Genomic DNA, 17995 nt, shown 5'->3' with positions numbered 1-17995 from the left:
TATCTTACTATCTTTACAACATAGCTGTGTACAGCGCAAGGAGTAAAATGATGGAAGTAATTAAATTCGGAACTGAAGATGTGAAAAACGTTATGTCCAGTTTGAATGATTCTGATATTAACGGTCTGGCATTCGGGGCTATTAAACTGGATGCTGCAGGCAGAATTCTCAGTTACAACAAGGCCGAGGGGGATATTACCGGTAGGGACCCCAAAGCAGTAATCGGCAAGAACTTTTTTACAGAAGTTGCTCCTTGTACAAACCAACCTGAATTTTATGGTAAATTCAAGGCAGGTGTAGCTTCTGATGATCTGAATACCATGTTTGAATATGTCTTCGATTATAAAATGACACCGACAAAAGTGAAGGTTCATATGATCAAGTCTGTGGTCGGTGACGGCTTCTACATTTTTGTGAAAAGAATATAATCTGATCTATGCAGCTTGATACAGCAGCCTGTCGTCGCTTTCTGAGCGACTTCGTTCAATCAGAATTGTCAAGTATGAGAGATTATACAGAAATCCCCCATCCGGTTTCTGATGAAAATCCGGATGGGCTTCTGAATTCAGCCCCCTTGTTTTGTGATTCAATGGAAATAGCCATGCTTGCAGGCAAGTTGAATGATATCTTTTTTATCGAAGAGTCAGGCCTGGAAGATCTTCTGCTTGCAAAGCCCGGGATTATGAACTGGAGTAACCTACTGGAAACTTCCCTTTCATACTACAGCAGCCATATCAAATTTTTTACATCGGGAAGCAGCGGTAGTCCGAAAAAGATCGTTCATCAGACTGATTTACTCAAGGAAGAAGTTGAGACTGTCCTGTCATTGATTCATGAAGGCAGAAAACGAATAGTATCGCTTGTTCCTGCACATCACATTTACGGCTTTCTGTTTTCCATACTGCTTCCTTCCCTTAGTGGACTGCCTGCAGTGAGGCAGCATGGTGCTTTTCCGGAACTCACTGAGGGAGATATCGTGTTATCCATTCCTGCATGGATCCGGCAATGGCGCTTACAGGACAGAAGTCTTCCGGCTGGTATAACTGTACTCAGTTCTACATCTCCACTGTCTACAGAGGATGCTGATTGGTTGAACAACAGCAGCATAGATTACATCGAAATTTTCGGTTCAAGTGAGACTTCCGGTATCGGCTGGCGCAGACATTCTGAAGCAGCATTTTGCCTTTTTCCCTACTGGAAATACAGTCATGCAGGACTGACCAGATCCGGACTGGAGGCAATACTTGAACCACCGGATAATCTTGAATGGCTTGAAAGCAGGAAATTCATTCCGCATGGCAGAAAAGACCATGCGCTTCAGATCATGGGTAAAAATGTATACCCGGCACAAATAGAGAAATTATTCGCAGGATTGGATCAGGTATCCGAGGCATCTGTGCGTAGTTATGATAGCCAGGCAGGAACCCGACTTAAAATATTTATTGTTCCATCCAGTGCTGAACACCGTTTTCCTGAAGACAACATTAGTCTCGAGCAAAGTCTTCGGTCATGGGCAGCCCATTCTCTCGATTCAGTGCAGCGTCCATCCTCGTACATGTTCGGAACAGAGCTGCCCAGAAATTCCATGGCTAAACAGCGGGATTTCTGATTTTTTTGTTTTACAGAGGAAATTGCAAAAAGCTCTACAGGATGTCCAGAAAATGTCTGCGGATAAAACGACTGCGAACACCTGCCTGCTCGGCTAACTGATGATATGGATACTGTCTGATTAACTGCTCGTAAAACCGTACCGATTGTTGATAATCCCTGACACCAACGCTTTCGTAATGCTGTCCGAGCCAGAATAGCCCCTCAGGTCCCAGGGCAGATATTTCATTCAGAGCTGATAGGGTTCGTGCAGTAATGCTGTCTCCAGGATCATAGCTGCTTCTGAGAATCTCTGCTGCGGAACTTAGTGCATCGATATCATCGAGGAGATTTCTGCCTGATTCCGGCAGGAGATATTGCTTGTTTATGGTTTCCCGGATAGTTGAACTGTCCCCTTCAGCAAGTGCAGAAGCCATATCCTGGAAGATGTAATTCTCAGTGGTATTATCATCCGGCTCATTACCTGACAGTAAACCGGCATCAGTTTGATTTTCCTGCTCGCTGATAGTATCAGCAGTTGCAGTGCTTGCGGTTTCTTCACCGGGAGGAAGTGCTCTGAGTACGGTTATTTCTGCGAGCTTCCGTTCTGTAAGTCCTTTCTGTAAATCCTGGCGCTGGAACACAAGAAGATAATCACCTGTAGTTTCAGCAATAAATCGAAATACAGTATCTCCGTCATCGCTGCTTCGTGAGCGGAAAGAAATATCGGGGTTTCCTGATTCCTCGCCGATGTAAATCCAGGCGTCGCCGGGCAGAAGTACTATAAATGGCTGATTCACAGCAGAAGACTGTGTAATCTCTGCCTTTCGATCGCTGATGTCCGGAGGACTGTCATGAAGCGGTGTTATTCGGCTGCCAGTGTTTCTGTCTGCTGCAGGGGTTTGAGTAACCTGACCTGGGACTGCAGCAGCTTCACTAGTTGGAGTAGCAGATGTGATCGATGGAGATGGCGGATCGGATATTGCGGTATCAGCTGGCTCCGGGATTTCGACTGGACGGACTGTGGCTTCCGGAGGTTCTGGAACTTTCAGGGGAATATCAGACCAGGATTGCTGGACAACAAGCCTGTCAAGGATTTCAGCAGGCTGAACAGGAACCTCAGGCAGCATGAGTACAGGTGTCTGTTCATCACTCATAGCATTACTGCTTCTTTGTCTGACAATAATATCCGGGTCTATTTCTGGTGGCAAGTGCACAGAATCCGCGGGGCCAATCGTATCAATTACTTCCACGGGCTCGACCGGGCCTTCGGATTCCTCTGCTATGCTGGCACAGGAAATACAGTAAATGAGAATCAGCAGAATCAGCATTACATTACGGTATATTTTCATATAATTCCTGTATCAGACGTCGGTTTTCTTTCGTTGTCTCTTCAAGACCGATCATCAAGGGATCCAGCCAGAATGGTTCTATTTCTTCTTCAGACCAGGGACTTCCTGTTTCCCGGAAGGGAATGATCTGCGGATTCATGTACTGTTCTTCAGGATTCGGAATTATAAAGTGATGAAGCTGCAGCGGCCCGATAATCTGTTCAAGAGGTGAAAGAACCTGAGGGGCTGCGACTGCTGCTGGCTGTCTGTTCCTATCCGATCTACCGCTGAAAGCAGAAATAATCAGTAGCAAGACAACAATCAGTACAGAGACAGCCAGGGTGGCCCGTACGATGAGCTTTACCGGAATATCAGGTAAGTTCTGCAATTTCCTCCTCCTCAAGCTCCTCTGATTCCTCTGGTCTGGTATCCAGACGTATTGAAATAATCTTTGAAACCCCGGACTCTTCCATAGTTACACCTAGTAGAGTCTGGGCACCGCCGACGGTTTTCTTGTTATGTGTAATAACAATAAACTGACTGCTTTTCGAGAATTCGGTAAGTACTCCTACAAAGCGACCAACATTCTCCTCATCAAGAGCTGCATCAATCTCATCGAGCAGACAGAACGGCGAAGGCTTTACCATATATGTGGCAAAAAGCAGTGCAACTGCGGTCATGGATCGTTCACCGCCAGAGAGCAGGTTGATGTTCTCAAGTTTTTTTCCGGGAGGCTGGGCAAGTATATCGATTCCTGATTCAAGGACATCATCCGGATCGGCCAGGCGGATTTCTGCCCGGCCACCTCCGAACAGTCTTCTGAACAGGGTGTGAAAGTTCCGTTTAATTTTTTCATATGTTTCAAGGAACATCTGGGTTGATTCCTTGCGGATTTCAGCGGTAATACGGTCAAGGTCCTGTTTTGCACGGGCCAGGTCATCAAGCTGTTTGTTGAGAAACGTGAACCGCTCTTTTACCTCTGCAAACTCCTCGGGAGCCATGAGGTTCACCTGACCAAGATCCTTGAGTTCGCCTTTCAGACGCTGCAGATGGTCTCTTACTTCTGAATACTGTTCAGTGATTTCAAAAGTACGGGATTCAAACTCCGAGAGGTCACGGGAATGTCTCTCACGAAAGTTTTCATAGAGGTTTCTGATATCAGCCTTGATATCAGCTTCCTTGAGATGAATCTGCTCAACCTTCTCTTGCTGTCTGGCAAGAGACTGCATCTGATCTTTTACCTGCTTTTCGTTTTGAAGTACACTTTTATTTCGCGATGATATCTGTGTACTGAGCTTATCGAGATCTTTTCTGGCGGTTTTTTCTGCACTGGAGAGTTCTGCGAACTGAGCATCGACCTGGGCAATATGTTCCTTCAATCCCTGTATCCTGTCCCGTTCGACTGATATGCTCTGGTCGATCTCAGCACAGCTTTTTTGCTGCTGCTCTATACTGCGGACATCTCTCTGTATTTCCTGCTCCTGGGTCTGAAGCTGATTCTGCAGCTGGACCCGGTTAAGGCGAAGTTCTTCAAGAGTCTTGCGGTATTCGTCGCGCTTGCGCTGCAGATTCCGGTTTTCTTCCTGTAATTCCAGTATCCTGCTACGGTTCTCACGGATTTTTTCGCGACAGGCAAAGATGCTGTCGTCAATTTCACGTTTTCTGGTAATTATACCTTCTGGCGCCAGAAAGTCATCAAGAAAAGCAGGGCTTGCTGCGTGATATTCATCCAGCAACAGCTCGGTATCACGCAATTTCCCTGGCAGTTCAAGTAAACTTTCCAGAACTGGTTTTAATTCAGTTCCATTGACTGAATCACGTTTACTGAGGTCTCCGAGGGTATCACTTTTCCCTTCAAGACTGATTCGTACTGATGAAAGGGCATGTCGCATTTTCTCTTCAAGTTCGCTGCGCTGACGACTGGAATATCCGCTTTCACGAAGACGTTCATCAAGCTCCTTAACGATTACATCGGTGACTCCGCGAAGTTCTTCACTTAGCTGCTCCTGATCGTTTTCAAGTGTAGCCACTTCTTCATTCAGCTGTACAGCTGACAGTTCGTTTTCCTTGATTCTTCTTGAAGCTGATTCTATTGATTCCTGAAATTCACCAATGTTCTTGTCGTGTTCGAGAATTCGGCTGTTGATATCTGTACACTGCTCTTTTTTGACTGCAATGCTTTTTTCAATTCTTTCGATAGTCTGTCTAAGAGCCTCAAGCCGCGCAGTCTCACTGGAAATCTTGCTCTCAACCTCTTCAAGCCGTTCGACAAGCATGCCTCTGCGACTTTGACTTGATTTCTGCTCTACTTCGAGACGATATAGATTTTTCTGGGCTTCAACGAGTTTTTCTTCCATGGAATGAACTTCTTCCATGTGTTCTTCAAGACTTTCGTTTATCTGATCAATGTTCTGCTTCAGTTCATCCCGTTTTTCAATGGCTTCCTGAAGCTGCTGACTTGTTTTGTCACGGTCGTTAATTGCTTTTCTGAGCTTGAGAAGCGTCTGGTCGACCTCCGTATGGAAAATGATATCCTTCAGCTCACGATAGCGCTGGGTTTTGATTGCCTGTTTTTCCAGTGTGTTATAGCGCTTTTCTACTTCCGAGAGAATATTGCGGACCTGCCCCATATTCTCAACGGTTTTCTCAAGTTTCCGCTCGGCTTCCAGGCCTTTCATTTTGTATTTGGTTATTGTGGCGGCTTCTTCAAAGATTGTCCGGCGCTCTTCTGGTTTAGTAGAAAGTACCTGGTCTATCTTACCCTGCTCCATAATGGAGTATGCCGACTTTCCGATTCCTGTATCATAGAACAGCTCCCGCAGATCTCTGAGACGTACTGGTGCACCGTTAATGAAATATTCGCTGGTGCCCGAGCGGAACAGTCGACGCTTGACTTCAACTTCAGGGACATCCAGGGGAAGCAGGCCGGTATCGTTAGATAATGTGAGGGTAACCTCAGCAATATTGAGTGCCTTTCTGGAATCCGTACCGTTAAAAATGACATCTTCCATTTTTTCGGCACGCAGACTCCTGCTCGCCTGTTCCCCGAGCACCCATTTGATAGCATCTACAACATTACTTTTTCCACAGCCATTCGGACCAAGCAGAGCCGAAATACCCGGCGAAAATTCGATACGACTTTTATCTGCGAAGGATTTGAAGCCGAAAATTTCGACACTTTTTAAAAACACTCGCCCTCCCTCAAGTTCAACCCAGTAGTAAAATCAATAATAATATGAAAGTCTATCACCATGCACAAAGCACGGTCAACAGAGCTCGTATGCGGAGTCGATGAAGCAGGCAGGGGTCCCCTTGCCGGCCCGGTGACAGCATCCGCAGTAATTCTCCCGGAAAATTTCCCGATTGAAATCCTGAGGGATTCCAAAAAAATGTCAGCTTCACGTAGAGCCTATGCTGAAACGGTTATCAGGTCATCTTCTCTTGCATTCGGAATCGGCTGGGCCTGGCCGGAAGAAATTGACAGTATCAATATCCTTCAGGCAAGCCTGTGTGCCATGCAGAGAGCTGTTTCCCAGCTGTATCAGGCATGCGTCCACCGCCGTGATCCCTCAGCAATCCAATTTCCCTCGCAGCCTGAAAGTATCATTATCAGAAAAGCTGATGATAGCTCATGGGATGCAGTTCCCCTGGTCCCTGATCTGATTCTTGTTGACGGAAACCGATGTCCGGAATTCAGTCAGCCGAGCCAGGCAGAAATTAAGGGTGATGATCGGATTCCCGAGATTATGGCAGCGTCTATTCTTGCAAAAACAGCACGTGATAGATGGATGACCGAAGCCGATGAAGTATGGCCAGGTTATGGCTTTTCGCTTCATAAAGGATACCCGACAGCTGCTCATAAAAAGGCTATTCAGCTGCTTGGTCCGTCTCCGATTCATCGACGTTCTTTTCGCGGCGCAGGCGTACTTTCCTGACAATACTCTTTCCAGCAGATTCTTTTTTTTCAGGTCCTGCTGGTTTGACACTGTCTGCAGATTCCTGGACGCCGTCTGAAGTGTCATCACCGCTGTTCTTGATCCGGAATCTAGATTTTCCTCCGGACTCAGTCTCGTTGTGAGATTCACGTGTTTTTCTTTGATCTTTGAATGCATGCCAGCGTCGGCCTTTTATGTGCTCCACCGCATCGGTCATGGCTTTATAGAAGTCCTCAAGCTCTTCCTGGTAGATGATAATCTGATGACGATCGGTTTCCGGTGCCCCGTCTTCACTGCCCCGTTTGCTCTCTACGATATTTAAAAACATATCTCCACGTCTGTTTTCCTTTACATTAAAGAAAAACACTCGTTTCTCAGATATCGACCTGGCTGAAAACAGCTCACCGCGTCGTCCCATGCATGCATCCTTCGCTTGATTTTTTGATTCACTGCTGCAGATTCTGGACCTGCAACGGTGAATCAGATGATAAATGTTTTTTACCTGATACGCAAGGCCTGTCAGTGCAGCTGCATCAGCATCGGATCAAGTGCCAGGACCTTACCACTTATTGCTGCGAGTTCTTTTGCTGTTCTGACAGCAAAATCTGCATTCATTGATACACCCGAATATACATTCTTATCCATGGCATTCAGGCCTGTATACACAGCAGCATTATTCTTTCCGATATTTCTCAGAATCCAGGGCTGCTTGATATGCGGACCGTACTGAATACTGTATCTGTGGCAGTCAATCAGGTCTGCTGCATGGGAGACAGCGCTATAGAGGTCTCCAATATCATCGATCAATCCATTAGTTTTAGCATCCGAACCCAGCCATACGCGGCCTTCACCCACATTGTGTATGGTGTTCGTATCAGTTTTACGGAAATCAGCACATCGCTTGAGAAACAGCTGGTAGATCCGCTCAATTTCATTTTCATAAAAGGCATGCTCCTCTTCAGTCATCGGGCGTAGAGAAGATCCAATATCAGCAAATTTGCCAGCTCGTATTACATCAGTTGAGATCCCGAATTTTTTCAGAAAACTCTGTAGCTCAAAGTGAAGATTTATTACACCAATGGATCCGGTTATTGTGGTGTTCTGGGCAAAGAGCTTTCTTCCGCAAGTTGCTATCCAGTACCCCCCGCTTCCGGCAATCTGTCCCATGGATATTACCAGGGGTTTTTCCTTGTTCAGTCTTTCAAGCTCCCGGACTATGGCATCGGATGCGGTTGCTGATCCCCCTCCGGAATTGATCCGCAGCACCACGGCCTTGATTTTTTTATTCTCACGCAGAGAGCGAATCTCTTTAATGAAGGTATCAGAACCGATTATCTGACCCAATAGTGGATGCTGTTGATTTTTTCCATCCATAATTGCGCCTTCAAATACAAGAACAGCGATTCTTTTTCCCCGACCGTAGCGGGATTTTACTTTTGGTAGTTTTGCAGACTTGATTTTATCTTCTTTCAGCATATCTTCCAGATCAGCTGAGGTGCTCACATGCTGAACCAGTTTCTGCTCTGCAGCTTGTGAAGCAGTCAAGGAAGTACCGTTCAACAGATTCTGAATTTGTTCTTCCGTCATAAATCCGCTATCGCGTACTGTATTCTGAAGTTCTGTTACCGCACCCTCCAGAAGTCTCGCCAGCTGTTCCCGGTTGAACTCATCGTATTCCTTGCTGCGGAAGGGATCTCCCGCACTCTTGTAGCGTCCGCGTCTGATAATATCGGCCTTAATATTCTGTTTTTCCAGCAAACCCTGGAAAAACTTTCCTGTTACCGACATCCCGAGGAATCTTATAGCACCAAGTGGATCTATGGCTTTCTCCTGGCAGACACTGGATAAATAGCAATCCTGCATACTGTAATTGCTTGCACTGTATATAAGCCTTTTCCCGGAGTTTTTGAGAATAAGAAGCTGGTTCCGGATTGATTCAAGCGCCGCAAAATTAGATACGGAAAAGGAATCGTCCCTGACTATCAATACGGTGCTGATTTTTTTCTTTCTGCAGACTCTGAATACCTGCTCGGAAAAATAATCCATGCGAAAATGCGGCCCACTGGACATACCGCGTAATCCACCCACCTGTGGTCCTATTTCCGAATACTCCCCACTCAATTTCACTCGTACATAACGCATGCAAACTCCTGACATATCTAATCTGATTTAATATATGCAGAGTATATCACTGTAATTAACTCTTTACAGCAGTTATTATCTAAAGTACTGTCTGTCTGAAACATAAAATCAAAACCAAACGACATACGCACTATTTCTGATTACCTTAAGTGCTTTGAAACAGGATGTAATCATGTCAAAACAAATCAAATCATTATCCGTGGATTATCTGAGACTGGCTTTTTCCCTGGTGTTTATTCTGTCTGTAAGCCTTTTTACCTGGTTTCAGTACGGCTATCTGAGTTTTACTCTGGTGATCGCAGCTGTATTTGGTGCCTATATGGCTGTTAATATCGGCGCTAATGATGTTGCAAACAATGTCGGCCCCGCGGTAGGTGCGAAAGCCATGAGACTCGGTACCGCCGTCATAATAGCCGCAATTTTTGAGGCCGCCGGGGCTATTATCGCTGGAGGTGATGTTGTCGGCACAATCGGCAGCGGAATCATCAATCCTGCAAATCTTCCAGGAACCGATGCTTTTATCTGGCTGATGATGGCTGCACTTCTTGGTGCTGCCCTGTGGTTGAATCTGGCGACTTTTCTCGGTGCACCGGTGTCCACGACCCACTCGATAGTCGGCGGTGTCCTCGGGGCCGGTATTGCTGCAGGGGGCTGGGATATTGCGAACTGGGAAATTCTGGGTCGTATTGCAGCGAGCTGGGTCATATCTCCGCTTATGGGAGGCTTTTTTGCGGCCTTCTTTCTGTTCATTATCAAGCATGGCATAACCTATCGCAAGAATATGGTAAGCGCATCCGGGCAGTTGGTTCCAGTATTAATTGGATTTATGGCATGGGCATTCAGTACATACCTCCTTCTGAAGGGCTTGAGCCGCATAGTACACGTCAGTTTTTTTACTGCAGTAGTTTGGGGTGGTCTCACCGGACTATGTGCCCTGCTGCTGACACGATATTTTCTGCTGAAAGATGCTCATAAAATGAAGAACAGCAAGAAATCAGTTAACAATCTCTTTACCATTCCACTGATCTGTTCAGCAGCACTGCTCAGTTTTGCTCATGGATCAAATGATGTTGCAAACGCGATCGGTCCATTAGCTGCAATTTTTGCCAGTCTTGAAACTGGTCTTATCCAGACCCAATCCCATATTCCTTTCTGGATCATGGCCCTGGGTGCAATAGGTATTTCTTTTGGTTTGGCATTGTACGGTCCCAAGCTTATCAGGACAGTAGGAACAGAAATTACCGACATAGATAATATGCGGGCTTACAGTATCGCCATGGCTGCTGCTGTGACGGTAATTCTGGCATCACAACTTGGCCTGCCTGTCAGTACAACGCATGTAACTATCGGTGCGGTATTCGGTGTCGGTTTCCTCAGAGAACGTCTGAAAGCCAACTATCAGCGAATAATCGCGGGAATTGAAAAACATCATAAACATAATGCAAGCCATCCGGATGATATGCATGATTTTCTTACAGCATTTGAAGCTGCTTCTGTGCGTGAAAAAGGACTCATGCTCCGAGAGCTCAAGAGACGTGGTAAGAAGGGCCAAACAGATATCACCAAGAAGGAACGGAAAACTCTAAGAAAGGAATATCGTGAGGATCTGGTTAAAAGGGCTGTGATTTTTCGGGTTGTGTCTGCATGGATTATAACTGTGCCTGGCACAGCTCTGATATCTGCTCTGATTTTCTATACCATAAGGGGCATACTCATTCCCTGAGAAAAGTGTTGACTAACAGAGAATAAGGGTGTAGATATTTGTTATATGAAAACTTTTGTAATATAGGTGCACCTGTTCCAGGATCTATGCCTTTTTTGATGTAAATCCTGTCAGCTTGCCCTCGCACACCCACAAGCATTCAGAGTTCTGAATCGATAAGCTCACGAACAGGTGTACCCTGCCCCACGCGAGAGATCCAAAGATTTCGAGGTGAAGGCATGTCACGCCAAAAACACATTATTCATACTTCTCAGGAAAGTTTCATTTGTATTCATTGCGGTAGAACAGTTATACCGGCAGAAAGTGCAACAAAAAACAGAAACCATTGTCCGCATTGTCTATGCAGCCGGCATGTCGATATACGTCCAGGGGACCGACGTTGCGGTTGCAGAGGAGAAATGCAGGCTATCTCTGTTTATGTACAGTCAAATGGAGAATGGAGCATTATTCATCGCTGCGGGGAATGCGGAGTCATCAAGCTGAACCGCATAGCACCGGATGACAGTGAGACTGCCTTGCTTGCATTGGCAGCAAAGCCGCTCACCAGACTGCCCTTCCCGCTGGAGGTACTCCAGCATGTATAAACTGAAGCATTTAGGAATCACAGAACATGAGGCTTCACAATTCTCCAGGCTCCCTGCCGGATGGGCTATAGGCAGAATTGTCGGCAAATATCACCATGAGTACTCCGTCATACATGGCACAGCAATGGAATCTGATGCACTGGAGTCAAGAGCAAAGATTACAGGAGCTTTTGAATATCAAGTAGTTGAGAGCAGTGATTATCCGGTCACAGGTGACTGGGTGCTGCTATCTGACGAAGGACGTAGTATTCAGGAACTGATCACACGAAGGACCTGTCTTTCGCGTACAAGTTCAGGAAGCCGCGGGGATCAACAGGTGCTGGCTGCTAATGTTGACACTATTCTGTTTCTTTTCGCCCTGGATGGTTATCGAAATTTCAGTGTGGGACTGCTTGAGCGGATGCAGACTATGTCTGCTGCGTGTGGAGCCCAGGCTGTAATAGTTCTGAATAAGCTTGATATTGCTGATCCGGAACTGATAGAGAAAACCTTATCAATGTGCAGACTGACAGCTGAAGATGTTCCGCTGTTTATGATATCAGCACAGTCCGGTGCTGGAATGGATGAACTGAAAAATGCATTAGAGCCCGGAAGGACCTACTGCTGTATAGGTAGATCCGGTGTAGGTAAATCGAGTCTTGTTAACAGACTGTGTGAGTCTGAAATTCAGCAGGTTTCCGGTGTCAGCAGGATAGAAAACAAGGGACGTCATACAACAAGCAGCAGCAGGCTCCTGTGCCTCCCTGGGGCTGCCCTTATGATTGATACTCCCGGATTGCGGGAACTCCAGCTATGGGCAGACTTAGATGATCTGGATTACAGCTTTCCGGAAATAACAGAATTATCCGTATCCTGCAGATTCCGTGACTGTAAACACAGTGGTGAGCCTGGCTGCGCTGTACAGCAAGCACTCTCACTTGGTGAGCTTCCCGTCAGCAGATATGAGAAATATCTGGAGCAGCGTGATGAGCTTTCGTCTCTACAGGAGCGGCAGAACATGTCTGCCGCTCGCTATGAGAGAAAAAAATGGAAGCCTATCGCTGTTTCACAACGGAAAAAAACTTGAAGAGGAATTATTCAGAAGGAATCAGTATCAACAAAATTATATAAGCCCATGCACTCAGTCCGCCTATAACAACAGCCAGCACGAACAGCAGGCGGACAGTGCTTGAGCTCATGCCGATAGCGGACGCGATGCCTCCACATACTCCACCAAATACCCTGTCGGTGCTTGATCTTCGTAAATTCATTCTTAACTCCTTTTATGGTCACATAACAGCCTGGATTGATTAATATAACCCATACATGATCCCACGTCCAATCTTGTCTGTCAGTAAATTTCATGCTAGCATGGCGTGTGTCAGAAATCAAGGAATCGGATCTATACCCGCATGTCAAAAATTACCTCGAAAAACTCGGTTACAGTGTCAAGGGTGAGATTGCTGCCTGCGATGTTGCCGCCGTCAGAGGTGATGAATTGATCGCAGTTGAGCTGAAGCAAAGTATCAATATGAAGCTTATTCTTCAAGCAGTAGAGAGGCAGGAGGCTTGTGATTCAGTCTACATAGCAGTACCTGTAAAAGGAAGCGGGCATATTCCAGATATGAAAGCCAAACATAAACTGATAACACGTCTCTGCCTGGGCCTGATGATAGTCAGATATATGAAACATCGGGTTAGGGTTGAAATTGTCTGTCACCCGAAGGATCACAGGGCAGGCCTGAAAACCAGACGGCGACGAGCTATTATCAGGGAATTTCATGCCCGGCGTTCTGACACTACAGCAGGGGGAACCCGCGGTAAGATAATCAGTGCCTATCGGGAAGAAGCCCTTATTATTGCTTCCCTTCTCAAGAAGCATGGCGAATTAAGTCCTGCCGTATGTAAAAAACTGGGCGCAGCAGAAAAAGCCGGATCAATTCTGTATTCCAATCATTACGGCTGGTTCGAGCGATGTGGACATGGTTTGTACCGTCTGCATGAAGCAGGACATTCAGCATTGGCAGAATACAAGGATATACTTCCCGATACGAGCAGGCTTACTTAATCTTGATTCTTTCGATCAGTTAATGCTAATTTGGGTAGCTATGAAATACTGCCTTGTTCACCTCGGCTGCCAGATGAATCTTTCAGATTCCGAACGCATCAGTTCGGTTCTGGAAGGTCTTGGCTACGAGCGTACAGATATAGAAGAAGAAGCACAGCTGCTCGGTATAGTTGCCTGTTCCGTCCGTCAAAAGGCAATAGACCGTGTCTATGCCCGGATCGCACGCTGGAATGACTGGAAGCAGAAACGCAGTCTGGTTACCTTCGTTTCGGGGTGTATTCTACCCGCGGACAAGGAGAAATTCCTCAAACGTTTTGATCTGCTGTTCACAATACAGGAACTGCCACAGCTTCCTTCGATGATCCGGCAATATGGAGTTCACACACCTCTTTCTGCCGGAGCGCTGGATGAAAACCTGCTTCCGCCTGAGAGCGTAACTGATACAGAAAAAGGCTACTGGAAGGTCAAACCAAGTTATCAATCCCGATTCGATGCCTACATACCAATCCAGAATGGCTGTGATAAGTTCTGTTCATTCTGTGCAGTTCCATACACCAGGGGCCGTGAAGTCAGCCGTCCGGCTGATGAGATAATCGATGAAGTTCGAAATCTCATTCATCAAGGATATAAATCGATTACTCTACTTGGACAGAATGTGAACAGCTACGGACTGGATCGACATGGAGACGAAATTGATTTCCCTGAACTGATGAGACGCATTGGCAAACTCGGTGTAGAAAGCGGAAAGGAATTCTGGGTTTATTTTACCAGTCCCCATCCAAGGGATATGACAGAGGAACTGCTTGAAGTAATAGCAGAATACCCTGTACTTGCCAAACAGATTCATCTGCCCATACAGAGCGGTGATGATAAGGTTCTGATTAAAATGAATCGTCAGTATGATACTGAACGTTACCGTCAGGTCGTGATGAACGTCCGCCGTATTCTGCCGGAAGCCAGCCTCTTTACCGATATTATCGTAGGATTTACCGGTGAAACCGAAGAGCAGTTTCAGAACACCAAAAAAGCCATGGAAGAGTACCGTTATAACATGGCTTATATTGCAATGTATTCCCCCCGCCCTGGTGCAAAAAGCGCACGTTGGGAGGACGATATCGATCAGGAGGAAAAAAAGCGTCGACTGCATGAGCTCACAGAGGTGCTGCAGGAAATCAGCCGTGAGCATAATGATAAAATGACCAACAAAACGGTAAGACTTCTGGTTGACAGGAAGGACAGAAAAGAAGGTTATCTGAGCGGCAGAACTGAAGGCAAGCTGATAGTAAGGTTCCCTGTTCCTGAGGGAAGCAGTACTGATGAGCTTATGGGTAGTTTTGTCGATGTTAAAATAACTTCCGCAGCCAACATGTCCATGGAAGGTCATGTGTTGAATTTACCTTAGTATTATGATAAGGTAAATGCGATACATACATCGATAATCATATGATAGAAAAAAATACAGAAGCAAAAAAGGTAGCATTTCAGACACTGGGCTGTAAGTTGAATCAGTATGAAAGCGATTCACTTGCGGCACAGTTCCGTCGGGGTGGCTATACTTTGGTAGATTCTGCTGAAAAAGCTGATTGCTATATTATAAACACCTGCACAGTCACGAATAAAGCCGACCGTAAAAGCCGCAACATAATGAACCGCGCATTGCGTCAGAATGCCAGAGACGATTCCATAACCGTAATCACAGGTTGTTTCGTTGACAGCCATCGAGACCAGATGGAATCAGATGATCGGCTGACCTATGCCGTTGATAATGCCAGAAAGGCTCATATTTTTGAAATGGTACATTCTCATTTCAAGGGAGAGCTTCTTCATCCGAATGCGCTTCCAAAGGATCTTTTTCATTACAGTATTCCAGACAGATCTGTGCACACCCGAGCAATGGTGAAGGTTCAGGATGGCTGCGATAATTTTTGTACCTTCTGCATAATTCCTTTTGTCCGTGGTCGCGGCAGCAGTCGCCCGCTTCCGGACATACTCGAGGAAGTAGATTCTCTGATAGCTGCCGGATTCAAGGAAATTGTACTTACCGGTGTAAACATGAGCCGATATATATGGCAGGATCATTCATTTTCAGATGTTGTTGACGCAATTCTGCATCGCACCGGGGATTTTCGGGTGCGAATTTCAAGTCTCGAACCAGATCAACTTGACGACCGATTTCTGGGACTGTTAAAACATCCTAAAATGTGTCGTCATCTGCATCTCTGTCTCCAAAGCGGCAGTGAGCGCATATTGCTGGCAATGAGGCGTATGTACAGCTATGCTGATTATCGCTTTATAGCAGACAAAATCCGGACATTAATTCCCGGTTTTAACATTACAACGGATATAATCGTTGGTTTTCCCGGAGAAAGCGAAGAAGACTTTCTGGCATCCTGCCAGGCAGCTGAATCGATCGGATTTGGACACATCCATATTTTCCCATACTCCAGGCGTATGGGAACCAGGGCAGAGCGCATGACCGGACACGTCGACAGTAAGGTTAAATCCGAACGCCTTAAACAGCTGCAGACTATTGCCGATAATCAGAAGATCGCTTTCCGCAGATCATTGATCGGTAAGACGCAGGAAGTACTTGTCGAGAAGATAGATGAATCAGGTTATGCACAGGGCTATGGCGAGTCATACTGCCCGGTTAGATTCAGATTGCCGGAGGCTTTTAATGCCGATTTCAGTGCTGCGTATAACCGGTATTTTTCCGTTCTGATCAAGAGTCTGGACCTGGAAATCAGCGCGGGTGACAGCACTGACTATATTTTAAGCGCTGAATGCTGTTAAATCCATGCAGATCTTTATATGTGAAAATCAAAATATACTGAAAAAAATAGAACTCGCGTTTAATACTGGAGCAGCAGCCTTCTTTGATTCCGATACAGCATGGACCAAGCCTTCTGCCTTCCTTGATATACCTGGTGTACATGGTTTTACTATCAAGGAAAAGATGTTCTGTCTGCATGCTGAAACGGCTATTCTGCCTGTAGTCTGCGCTCTGGCAATATCCTCCGGCAGCAGAAACATCGGTAAATCTATTTCGGAAGCCCGCGTTTGTTATCTGGGGATTTTTAACGGCATATCAGAAGAATCTGCACTTATTTCTGCCATACTGCCGGAAAACAACACAGACATTAAATGGTATCCGGATATTTTGATTCCACCGGATTCAGAGTTCAGTGTGAAATGCCATGAGGCACCGCAGACATTTATACATCTGCTCATGGGCCTGCAGAGGCTGATATCTACACATTCAATGCTGGCTTTTCATCTGAGACCGGATGCAGAAACTGATACAGTCAAAAGAATCATGAGGTATGTTCAGGATCATGCTGCAGTCAGCAGCTTCCCCGATTGGGAAATCGATGAGCAGGACAGGTCAGAGTTGCAGGAGATTAATCAAACACTGAGATTAAGCAGACAAAGAAGCGAGATACTCGCCAGGCGGTTACAGGAATTCAGGGTGCGTGAAAGGTCATATGATCAAAGAATTCTGGATATAGTCAGAACGGAAATCATGCGCCTGCAGACCGATAAAAAAACAGAGAGCAAAGAGCTGTCTGCCGAGCTCAGAATACAGATCTATGAAAGACTGGAAGCTATGCTGGGAGCGTTGAAAAAGTGAAGTTCAGCAGGCTATATGTAGAGAAGGATGCCTTGAGTAATCCTGCGGCAATCAGAATTATGGAACGTTATTCGTATCTTCCAGTACAGATAATTGAGCGCTATCAGGATATTTTTAACCGGAAAAATCAGAGCTTTCAGATACAGAAAAAATCACAAGCCCTAATACTTGCAGTAAAAAATGGTCAGACAGTGTACAAGGCCAGAGAGAGGGTTAACAGTTTTCATGGTAATCTTCCTGTATATTTTATTGATCCAGTCAGGAACTGCATTTTTAATTGTGATTACTGCTTTCTTCAGGGGATGCATCAATCCGGTCACCTTCTGTATTTTGTGAATCACGAAGATGCAGTACAGGCTGTAAAAGATCTTCCCGATGAAAAAATTTATCTGAGTATATCTTATCTTACGGATCTCTTGGGCATGGAGCAGGACTTCGGAGTTATTAATGACTGGCTCCTCTCCTTTGCTGATAAATCCATGGAAGCTGCAGTCACCATAGAAATTCGTAGTAAGAGCGATGCATTTAGTGTGCTGCGTGAAACCAGTAAGAAACTCGGCTATGTACCTCAGAATGTAATACTTGTATGGTCGCTCTCCCCGTCTGCGGTAGCAGCCCAGTATGAGCGTGGCACTGCTTCATTTCAGGGCAGACTGTTAGCTGCCAGACAGGCGGTAGCAGAAGGATGGCGTGTAAGACTCTGTCTTGACCCGGTTATCAGAATTCCTGACTGGGAAAACATATACAAGAAATGCATCAGTTCTATTTTTGACAGAATACCGCCTGAATCTATCGAGCAGTTCAGTTTCGGGGTATTCAGACTTTCAACGGAATTCCTGAAGCAGCTGCGCAGTGCACGAACAGATTCGGATATTCTCTACCATAGTTTTGAGGCGAAAAACGGCCTGGCAAGTTATTCTGATTCAGCAGTGGAAGAAATGAAAAATGCCCTGACAGAGTATCTATCCGGGCATCTTGATGCTGATCAGTATAAATTCGTGCACGGCTAAGGATA

Annotated in this window: 17 protein-coding genes; 11 read left to right on the top strand and 6 right to left on the bottom strand. The window is 45.8% G+C overall.

Features of this window, described 5'->3' with window-relative positions:
• The first annotated feature begins 47 nt into the window (after nucleotides 1-47).
• Nucleotides 48-428 carry a photoactive yellow protein gene (gene pyp, locus ACYQ2L_RS14650; RefSeq protein ID WP_460057235.1) on the top strand — a complete coding sequence of 127 codons (381 nt, stop codon included), beginning with the start codon at nucleotides 48-50 and terminating at the stop codon, nucleotides 426-428.
• An 8-nt stretch (nucleotides 429-436) separates the two neighbouring features.
• On the top strand, nucleotides 437-1609 hold the full coding sequence (locus ACYQ2L_RS14645; protein WP_460057233.1) for an AMP-binding protein: 1173 nt from the start codon (nucleotides 437-439) through the stop codon (nucleotides 1607-1609).
• Nucleotides 1610-1643: 34 nt separating this feature from the next.
• Here ACYQ2L_RS14645 and ACYQ2L_RS14640 read toward each other — a convergent pair whose 3' ends face one another.
• From ACYQ2L_RS14640 to ACYQ2L_RS14630, 3 genes are read right to left on the bottom strand one after another with little or no spacing between them, the layout of a single operon-like run.
• On the bottom strand, nucleotides 1644-2939 hold the full coding sequence (locus ACYQ2L_RS14640; RefSeq protein ID WP_460057231.1) for a tetratricopeptide repeat protein: 1296 nt from the start codon (nucleotides 2937-2939) through the stop codon (nucleotides 1644-1646).
• Nucleotides 2923-3306, bottom strand: coding sequence for a hypothetical protein (locus ACYQ2L_RS14635; protein WP_460057228.1), 384 nt, complete (start codon nucleotides 3304-3306; stop codon nucleotides 2923-2925). The genes ACYQ2L_RS14640 and ACYQ2L_RS14635 overlap by 17 nt, the downstream gene beginning before the upstream one ends.
• Nucleotides 3290-6109 (bottom strand): chromosome segregation SMC family protein, encoded by a 2820-nt coding sequence (locus ACYQ2L_RS14630; RefSeq protein ID WP_460057226.1) that lies wholly within the window; start codon nucleotides 6107-6109, stop codon nucleotides 3290-3292. The genes ACYQ2L_RS14635 and ACYQ2L_RS14630 overlap by 17 nt, the downstream gene beginning before the upstream one ends.
• A gap of 60 nt (nucleotides 6110-6169) precedes the next feature.
• Here ACYQ2L_RS14630 and ACYQ2L_RS14625 point away from each other — a divergent pair, with 60 nt between their 5' ends.
• Nucleotides 6170-6853, top strand: coding sequence for a ribonuclease HII (locus tag ACYQ2L_RS14625; RefSeq protein ID WP_460057224.1), 684 nt, complete (start codon nucleotides 6170-6172; stop codon nucleotides 6851-6853).
• On the opposite strand, the gene ACYQ2L_RS14620 is transcribed toward ACYQ2L_RS14625, so the two are convergent.
• Nucleotides 6786-7271: a DUF3276 family protein gene (locus ACYQ2L_RS14620; RefSeq protein ID WP_460057222.1), complete on the bottom strand. Its 486-nt coding sequence runs from the start codon at nucleotides 7269-7271 to the stop codon at nucleotides 6786-6788. The two genes, ACYQ2L_RS14625 and ACYQ2L_RS14620, sit on opposite strands and share 68 nt — an antisense overlap.
• Nucleotides 7272-7372: 101 nt before the next feature.
• Complete coding sequence (gene sppA, locus ACYQ2L_RS14615; protein ID WP_460057219.1) at nucleotides 7373-8995, bottom strand: signal peptide peptidase SppA; 1623 nt, start codon at nucleotides 8993-8995, stop codon at nucleotides 7373-7375.
• A 172-nt stretch (nucleotides 8996-9167) separates the two neighbouring features.
• On the opposite strand from sppA, the gene ACYQ2L_RS14610 reads away from it, so the two are divergent.
• The 3 genes from ACYQ2L_RS14610 to rsgA all read left to right on the top strand — a co-directional run bounded on the left by ACYQ2L_RS14610 (nucleotide 9168) and on the right by rsgA (nucleotide 12368).
• The gene (locus ACYQ2L_RS14610; RefSeq protein WP_460057216.1) at nucleotides 9168-10718 is read left to right on the top strand and encodes an inorganic phosphate transporter; all 1551 of its coding nucleotides are present in this window, start codon (nucleotides 9168-9170) and stop codon (nucleotides 10716-10718) included.
• Nucleotides 10719-10936: 218 nt separating this feature from the next.
• Nucleotides 10937-11302: an RNHCP domain-containing protein gene (locus ACYQ2L_RS14605; protein ID WP_460057213.1), complete on the top strand. Its 366-nt coding sequence runs from the start codon at nucleotides 10937-10939 to the stop codon at nucleotides 11300-11302.
• Complete coding sequence (rsgA, locus tag ACYQ2L_RS14600) at nucleotides 11295-12368, top strand: ribosome small subunit-dependent GTPase A (protein WP_460057211.1); 1074 nt, start codon at nucleotides 11295-11297, stop codon at nucleotides 12366-12368. The genes ACYQ2L_RS14605 and rsgA overlap by 8 nt, the downstream gene beginning before the upstream one ends.
• Before the next feature lie 7 nt (nucleotides 12369-12375).
• On the opposite strand, the gene ACYQ2L_RS14595 is transcribed toward rsgA, so the two are convergent.
• Nucleotides 12376-12552, bottom strand: a complete 177-nt coding sequence (locus tag ACYQ2L_RS14595) for a PspC domain-containing protein (RefSeq protein WP_460057209.1) — start codon at nucleotides 12550-12552, stop codon at nucleotides 12376-12378.
• 107 nt (nucleotides 12553-12659) lie between these two features.
• Between ACYQ2L_RS14595 and ACYQ2L_RS14590 the strand changes: the two genes are divergently transcribed.
• The 5 genes from ACYQ2L_RS14590 to ACYQ2L_RS14570 are packed head-to-tail and all read left to right on the top strand — an operon-like array spanning nucleotide 12660 to nucleotide 17990.
• The gene (locus ACYQ2L_RS14590) at nucleotides 12660-13349 is read left to right on the top strand and encodes a DUF2161 family putative PD-(D/E)XK-type phosphodiesterase (RefSeq protein ID WP_460057207.1); all 690 of its coding nucleotides are present in this window, start codon (nucleotides 12660-12662) and stop codon (nucleotides 13347-13349) included.
• 40 nt (nucleotides 13350-13389) lie between these two features.
• Entirely contained in the window at nucleotides 13390-14751 is a 1362-nt protein-coding gene (miaB, locus tag ACYQ2L_RS14585; protein WP_460057205.1) for a tRNA (N6-isopentenyl adenosine(37)-C2)-methylthiotransferase MiaB, read from the top strand.
• A gap of 41 nt (nucleotides 14752-14792) precedes the next feature.
• The gene (gene mtaB / locus ACYQ2L_RS14580; protein WP_460057204.1) at nucleotides 14793-16142 is read left to right on the top strand and encodes a tRNA (N(6)-L-threonylcarbamoyladenosine(37)-C(2))-methylthiotransferase MtaB; all 1350 of its coding nucleotides are present in this window, start codon (nucleotides 14793-14795) and stop codon (nucleotides 16140-16142) included.
• 4 nt (nucleotides 16143-16146) lie between these two features.
• A complete protein-coding gene (locus tag ACYQ2L_RS14575) occupies nucleotides 16147-16980 on the top strand; it encodes a hypothetical protein (protein WP_460057202.1) in 834 nt (277 codons plus the stop codon).
• Entirely contained in the window at nucleotides 16977-17990 is a 1014-nt protein-coding gene (locus tag ACYQ2L_RS14570) for an SPL family radical SAM protein (protein ID WP_460057200.1), read from the top strand. Before ACYQ2L_RS14575 ends, ACYQ2L_RS14570 begins: the two co-directional genes overlap by 4 nt.
• The last annotated feature ends 5 nt before the right edge of the window (nucleotides 17991-17995 follow it).

Source organism: Spirochaeta dissipatitropha (assembly GCF_054657935.1).
This window is presented reverse-complemented; position numbering and strand designations above follow the sequence as displayed.

Coding starts and splice junctions, on each gene's coding strand:
- rsgA (WP_460057211.1), top strand. CDS start 11,295: ATGTATAAACTGAAGCATTTAGGAATCACAGAACATGAGGCTTCACAA.
- ACYQ2L_RS14595 (WP_460057209.1), bottom strand. CDS start 12,552: ATGAATTTACGAAGATCAAGCACCGACAGGGTATTTGGTGGAGTATGT.
- ACYQ2L_RS14575 (WP_460057202.1), top strand. CDS start 16,147: ATGCAGATCTTTATATGTGAAAATCAAAATATACTGAAAAAAATAGAA.
- pyp (WP_460057235.1), top strand. CDS start 48: ATGATGGAAGTAATTAAATTCGGAACTGAAGATGTGAAAAACGTTATG.
- ACYQ2L_RS14645 (WP_460057233.1), top strand. CDS start 437: ATGCAGCTTGATACAGCAGCCTGTCGTCGCTTTCTGAGCGACTTCGTT.
- ACYQ2L_RS14605 (WP_460057213.1), top strand. CDS start 10,937: ATGTCACGCCAAAAACACATTATTCATACTTCTCAGGAAAGTTTCATT.
- ACYQ2L_RS14620 (WP_460057222.1), bottom strand. CDS start 7,271: ATGGGACGACGCGGTGAGCTGTTTTCAGCCAGGTCGATATCTGAGAAA.
- ACYQ2L_RS14625 (WP_460057224.1), top strand. CDS start 6,170: ATGCACAAAGCACGGTCAACAGAGCTCGTATGCGGAGTCGATGAAGCA.
- mtaB (WP_460057204.1), top strand. CDS start 14,793: ATGATAGAAAAAAATACAGAAGCAAAAAAGGTAGCATTTCAGACACTG.
- sppA (WP_460057219.1), bottom strand. CDS start 8,995: ATGCGTTATGTACGAGTGAAATTGAGTGGGGAGTATTCGGAAATAGGA.
- miaB (WP_460057205.1), top strand. CDS start 13,390: ATGAAATACTGCCTTGTTCACCTCGGCTGCCAGATGAATCTTTCAGAT.
- ACYQ2L_RS14640 (WP_460057231.1), bottom strand. CDS start 2,939: ATGAAAATATACCGTAATGTAATGCTGATTCTGCTGATTCTCATTTAC.
- ACYQ2L_RS14610 (WP_460057216.1), top strand. CDS start 9,168: ATGTCAAAACAAATCAAATCATTATCCGTGGATTATCTGAGACTGGCT.